The 6,216-nt window shown below is 60.4% G+C and carries 4 protein-coding genes; all 4 read right to left on the reverse strand.

Translation table 11 applies throughout. The features are described from left to right. The coding region (locus ABJK70_RS18385; protein WP_347258714.1) for a sigma-54-dependent Fis family transcriptional regulator at positions 1 to 1,565 on the reverse strand (1,565 nt) is incomplete at its 3' end. Positions 1,566 to 1,614: 49 nt separating this feature from the next. Next, positions 1,615 to 4,275: a response regulator gene (locus ABJK70_RS18390; RefSeq protein ID WP_347258715.1), complete on the reverse strand. Its 2,661-nt coding sequence runs from the start codon at positions 4,273 to 4,275 to the stop codon at positions 1,615 to 1,617. After that, positions 4,272 to 4,727, reverse strand: a complete 456-nt coding sequence (locus ABJK70_RS18395) for a hypothetical protein (RefSeq protein WP_077728609.1) — start codon at positions 4,725 to 4,727, stop codon at positions 4,272 to 4,274. Before ABJK70_RS18395 ends, ABJK70_RS18390 begins: the two co-directional genes overlap by 4 nt. A 2-nt stretch (positions 4,728 to 4,729) precedes the next feature. Beyond that, the gene (locus ABJK70_RS18400; RefSeq protein WP_347258716.1) at positions 4,730 to 5,743 is read right to left on the reverse strand and encodes a hypothetical protein; all 1,014 of its coding nucleotides are present in this window, start codon (positions 5,741 to 5,743) and stop codon (positions 4,730 to 4,732) included. Between the last annotated feature and the right edge of the window lie 473 nt (positions 5,744 to 6,216).

Here is a 6,216-nt window from a genome sequence, read left to right on the forward strand (position 1 = left end):
GCCAGTTCGCCGCCTTCGGACAGAATCACGGCTCTTTCGATGACGTGCTGCAGCTCGCGGATGTTGCCGGGCCAGGGATAGGCGCAAAGCGCCGACAGTATCGGCTGCGGCACGGTCTCGATCCGCTTGCCGAGCAGGGCGGCGTACTTTTGGACGAAATGCCGGACCAGCAAGGGAATGTCGTCCGTCCTTTCCCGAAGCGGGGGCAGATGGATGGGAAACACGTTGAGCCGGTAATAAAGATCCGCCCGAAACTGGTTCTCGCGGGACATCCGGCCGAGATCGCGGTTGGTGGCCGCGATGACGCGGACGTTGACCTTGATCGTCTGCGTGCCGCCCACCCGCTCGAATTCGCCCTCCTGCAACACCCGCAGCAGCTTGGCCTGAAGATCCAGGGGCAATTCCCCGATTTCGTCCAGGAACAGGGTGCCCCCGTCGGCCAGTTCGAAGCGCCCCTGCTTGCGCGACAGGGCTCCTGTAAAGGCCCCTTTCTCATGGCCGAACAACTCGCTCTCCGCAAGATTGGCCGGAATGGCCGCACAGTTCAGTTTGACCAGCACATTGGCTTTGCGGCTGCTGAGATTGTGGATCGCACGGGCGATGAGCTCCTTGCCGGTGCCGGTTTCGCCGGTGACCAGCACCGTGGAATCGGTCTCGGCCACCTGGTTGATGAGCGTCACAACCTGCTTCAGCGCCGCCGACCCGCCGATCAGTTCGTCCAGATTGTGGGCGGCCTTGATTTCTTCTTCCAGGTAAAGCTTGATGCCCTTGAGCTGCCGGCATTCCGCCTCCGCTTGCATGCGCCGCTGCCGCTCGCCGGAGTCGCGCAGAATCACGGTGAAAAGCTTTTCGTCGCCGGCTTCCACCCGCGATATCGAACCTTCGATCGGCACCTCCGCGCCGTCGCCCCGCAGAATGCCGACGCCTTCCGGCAGCCAGATCGCCTGGTCCGACGAGTGGTCCATGCAGTGGCCAAGATGCTCCTTGAGCGCGGGCGTCAGGAATCGCTCCAGGACTCCCCCCACCGCTTCGCTCTCCCGGCATTTCAACAGTTTTTCGGCCGCAGCATTGAAAAGGACGATCCGGCCTTCCGCATCCACCGTGATGATGGCGTCGAGCGCATAGGTCACGATCCGGGAAAGCCGTTCCCGGCTGGCCTGCAGCTCGCTTCGGAGCCGCGCCAGCGTCAAATGGGTATCGACCCGCGCCAGGACCTCCTCGTGCTGAAAGGGCTTGGTGATGTAATCGACGGCTCCGAGCCGCAAGCCTTGCAGCTTGTCGGCGGTATCGTCGAGAGCGGTCATGAACAGTACCGGGATGGATTCCGTCTTCGGAGATTCCTTGAGCTTGGCGCAGACGGCGAATCCGCTCATGCCCGGCATGAGCACGTCGAGCAGGACGAGATCGGGAACCAGGCGCTCGGCCTGGAGGATGGCGCCGGCCCCGCTTTCCGCGATCGATACCTCGTATTGCGCCTCCGTCAGCAAATCGTACAACTCGGCGAGGTTCACCGGATTGTCGTCCACCATGAGAACCAGGGGTTTTCGTTCCGTGTTGCGGGTCATATCCGACAATTCCAACAGTTAAACGACAGGGCTGTAAGCATTTCGAGCCTCAGGCCGGCGGGTCCGGCTCGTCCAGGAACCGCTTCAAGGCGGGGAGCAGCCGGCCCATTTCGGATTTCAATACCTGAAAATCCGCCTTCGCATTCCCGAACTCGGCGGTGCGGCCGGCATTCTCGAGCCGTTGGGCGATCTCCGACACGGTGGCTGCGCAAAAACTCGCCGCCGAGCTCTTGAGCGTATGAGCGGCCCTCTCCAGGGTGGGTCCGTCGGCGCTTTCGATGGCCGCCTCGCATTGGTCCAGCAGATCATCGGATTGTCCGATGAAGATTTCGGCCATACTGCGCAGCAGAGGCCGCCGGTTGCGGACCCGGGCCAAGGCTTCGGAGAGATCGAACGGGGGTTGGTCGGACGACATGGCGGATGCCCCTTGAGTGTCGGAAGATGCCGGCTCATCGTTCCAGCGTTCGACGGCCGCCAGCAATTCCGCCTCGCGTATGGGTTTGGATACATAAGCGTCCATGCCGGCCGCGAGGCAACGTTCCTTGTCGCCTTTGAGCGCGTGAGCCGTCATCGCCACGATGTAGGCATGGCGGCCGGTGTCCTGTTCCCGCTCCCGAATCGCGGCCGTGGCCTGCAAGCCGTCCATCACCGGCATTTGCACGTCCATCAGCACCGCGTCGAAGGATTCCCGCTCGAGCAAGCGCAAGGCTTCCTCGCCGTTGCCCGCCATCAGCACGGAATGCCCGCGGTCTTCCAGCAAGGCCTGCACCAGCCTCTGGTTGACCGGATTGTCCTCGGCCACCAGGATGCGCAGCCCGCGCTGCACGGCACGGAACGGCGATGCCGACAACACTTCGGGCGTAACGGGCGTGGCTTCCGACTCGTCCAGGGCAGCCTGGATCGCCTCCATCAGCTCCGAATACTTGACCGGCTTTCGAAGGAAACGCGAAATGCCCAAGCGGCGGGAAAGCTCGAAGTCGCCGCCGCGGTCCGCCGAGGACAGCAGCATGATGGTGGTCAGGGCCGTGCTGGGCGTCGCCTTGATGTGGGCGGCCACCTCGAAACCGTCCATCTCGGGCATCATGGCGTCCAGCAGGATCAACCGGAACGGCGCCTCTTGCTCGTTGGCCCGCTGGATTTCTTGCAGCGCGGCTTTACCGGAATCGGCCTGCACCGGGCTCATTCCCCACTGCGTCAGCATCTCCATGAAAATGTAGCGGTTGACCGGATGATCATCCACCACCAGGACTTTGACCCCGTGCAGATCGAAGGACCTTTGCCGGGGGCCCCGCGCCGTTTCCGACGGTACCTTCAACGGAACCGTAAAATAAAAGGTGCTGCCGCGGCCTACTTCGCTTTCGAGACCCATGACTCCCCGCATCAGATTCACCAGCCGCGAAGAAATCGCGAGTCCCAGCCCGGTTCCGCCGAACATGCGGGTGGAAGAGGCATCCGCCTGGGTAAACGCGTCGAAGATCACCGTTTGCTTGTCCGCTGGGATTCCGACACCGGTATCGCTCACCGAGAAGCGGGGACAGATGCTGTCGGCACAGCGGTCGCATCCGGACTCGACCCGCACCACGATCTCGCCCTGCGGCGTGAACTTGATGGCATTGCTCACCAGATTGATGAGAATCTGCCGCAAACGGCCGACGTCTCCGGAAACGATGTCGGGTATCTGGGGATCGATGAGATAAGTCAGCTCCAGGCCTTTGGCATGGGCCTGAGGCGCCAGCAGCTTCAGTGTGTCGCCCACGGCGTCGCGCAAATCGAACTGGATGCACTCGAGCTCCAGCTTTCGTGCCTCGATCTTCGAAAAATCGAGTATGTCGTTCAGCAGGCGCAGCAGGGATTCGGCGGATGAACTGGCCATGGTGAGATAGTCTTTCTGCTGCGGCGTGAGTTCGGTGCGCAAGGCCAGTTCCAGCATGCCGATGACGCCGTTCATGGGCGTGCGGATTTCATGGCTCATGTTGGCCAGGAATTCGCTTTTCGTCAGCGCCGCCTGAAGGGCCGCGTCGCGCGCATGAATGAGGCCCTGCCGCATCCGTTCGAGATTCTCCGCCAAGGCGGCCACCTCGGCGATTCCGGAACGGGTGCCGAACTCGGTGCCGTGGTCGCCGGCCGTGATCTGATCCGCCTCCCGCCGAAGAATTTCCAGCGGCCGAACCAGGCGCCTTCCCAACAAGGCCACGACGATCAGGGTCAGGCCCAGATAGGACGCCACCAGATAAATGCCGCGGCGGTAAAGGGACATGAGTTCCTGCCGGACCGGGATTTCGTCGTAACCCAGACGCAAGACCGGCTGTCCGCCGGCATCGCCTTCGGTCAAAGGCACCGCGATGAAATAAATGCCGTCCTCATGCTGTCCGAAGAAGAAATCCTCGTTGAAAGGTTCTTGTGTGGCCAGCGGGATATTGGGCGGTATTATCCGGTCGCCCATCTGCACCTCGGCAAAAATCAGCCGGCCGTTCAACAGAAACTCGCCCATGAGCGCCGCGATTTCCGCCGTATCCCCCGTCGTCAGCCGAGAACCGATCAAATTGCCGAAAAGCAATGCATCCGAGCGCACCTGATTGACGAATTGCCGCTCGACACCAGGCTTTGCGATCAAATAAACCCCGAACAGCAAAAGGGGCACCAGCATGATATGAACGCCTACGATGGACAGCAGCAGGCGCCCGTTGAAGCTATGGAAGAAACGTTTCAATCGGCAGACCCCGCCCAAAGAGTGTTGATAGGTTTCAGCCCTCTGTACTGATCCAAATCCTTGGCCCACATGAACGTCACCGAATCCGGATGTTCCAGCAAGGCGGCGTTCAGGGTCTGTCTATCGTGAAAAGCCTGGGGCCTCTGGCCGCCGAGGCGGAATACGATCGCCAGGACCTGTTTCTCGTAGGCGTCGGAGGACATGAAGGTAACCTTCTGCAAAAATACTTCGAACAGCAGGGACTCGCTGACATTCAGCAGAGGTTTGATGGTCTTGCCGTTCTTCTCGACCGGTACGCCTAGATAAAGCTTCCGGGTCTCCTGCAGCGAAAGCTTGGGAATGTTCGACTGGGAACTTGCGGCGAGAACGAGTTCGCGCAAGCCGTCGGCCTCAATGGCCAGCGCGCTGGACGCGAGCGATAACAACAGGATCAGGAACGACAGCTTGGACATGGCTAGGGGAACACCGCGCTCCATTGGAGCCCCACCTGCCCGAAGGCGTCATCCCTCGTGTGCTCGCGCGAAAGCTCGAGTTTCAGAGCCATCTTGTAGGGCAGTTCGTAGCGTACGCCGCCCATGTATCGATCACGCACGAAGTTTCGAAAATGATCGAAGTACAAGTCGCCGTTATCGTTGAACGTGCCTTCAATCCGGCTGTACAAGGTCAGATCGTCGGCCACCCGCCATTCCGCCTGCCCGTAGAGGTTCAGCACGTCGGATTCGGGTTCCGAAGCGCCGCCCGTGAAATCGTTATGGATGTAAAAGGCCTCGCCCAGGAAACCGAGATTCTCCGATCGCCAATTGGCAAAGACGCCCGCCACGATCTGATTGATTCGGTCCACGCCGATCCGGCGGCCGGATATTTCGGTATAGCTGAAGGAAAAACCGATCTCGTCGGAACCGAAGCTGACCGGCTGATATCCGAGGCGCAAAGTCACGGCCGGGAGCCGCGTACCTTCCGGGTCCAGAACGTCGAACGCGTCCAGCCGCTTCTTCTCGAGGTCCGGACCCACTCCGGCATTCAGAACGTAATAGAGACTGGAATCCCCGAGTTCCCGAACCCCTTCGACGTAAAGCCCGGTGACATGCATCGGCAGCGGGCCGCCGGACGTTTCGTAAGTCATCACACCGGGACGGGTGATGCTGGTCATCATGTAAGCCCCGTGATGAAAATGGATGTTCCAGTAGCCGATGGGATTGTGAAAGCGGCCCACCCAAAACGTGGTGTCCTGCCAGCGCCAGCCGAGCTGCAACCTCTGAACCTCCTGCGCGGAGCGGTCCACCAGCCACTCCAGCAGGAAGCGGAACCGGCCTTGATCCAAGCCGTAGAAGAGATTCAGCCCCGGATTGATCCAATAGTTCTTCAGGCTGGAACCGTCTTGAAGATCGAAGCGATGGAGACTGGTGAGCTCGGGAAAGAGCAGCAGATCGCCGGGAAAGGCATCGGCAGAAACTATCTGCGGAGCCAAAACGCCGGATAGCACCCCGGCAAGAATCACTCGCCGAGAGCAAGCGTTGCCGTCAAAAGCTGAAAGAAAAGCTTTCCGAAAGAGTGTTCTGGTCCGACTCCGGATGCTGTGACGAACTGCCATCAGTGCCGTATTGCCTTTTAATTGTTCTTTTCCGACTGCGCGCCCGTGAAGGCAAGCCATGGACCTGCTACTCCGGACGTTTTCCCCCTAACAGTCTAAGAAGCCGTCTTCAAACTACTGCGGGCCAGGCTAACGGCCGTTTCGTCCGCGGGTCCCGCGGCTTCGGGTCGCCCTTTCGCGCCTTGTCCTGACATCGCTCGTGACGTTTGAAGACCGCTTCTTGCAGCAACCGGCCGTCACATGGACAAACACGGAAACGGGCGGTTGACCCGCCCGATTTTTGACCGCTCGACTTGGACCACTTGACAGTGGCAAAAGCGATAACTTTTCTTATCAACTGTATATGGTCG

This window comes from Methylocaldum sp., from assembly GCF_039794385.1.
Lineage (GTDB): Bacteria > Pseudomonadota > Gammaproteobacteria > Methylococcales > Methylococcaceae > Methylocaldum.

Excerpts from the sequence above, each read along its gene's own strand:
- ABJK70_RS18395 (WP_077728609.1), bottom strand. The coding sequence starts at position 4,727 with ATGTCCAAGCTGTCGTTCCTGATCCTGTTGTTATCGCTCGCGTCCAGC.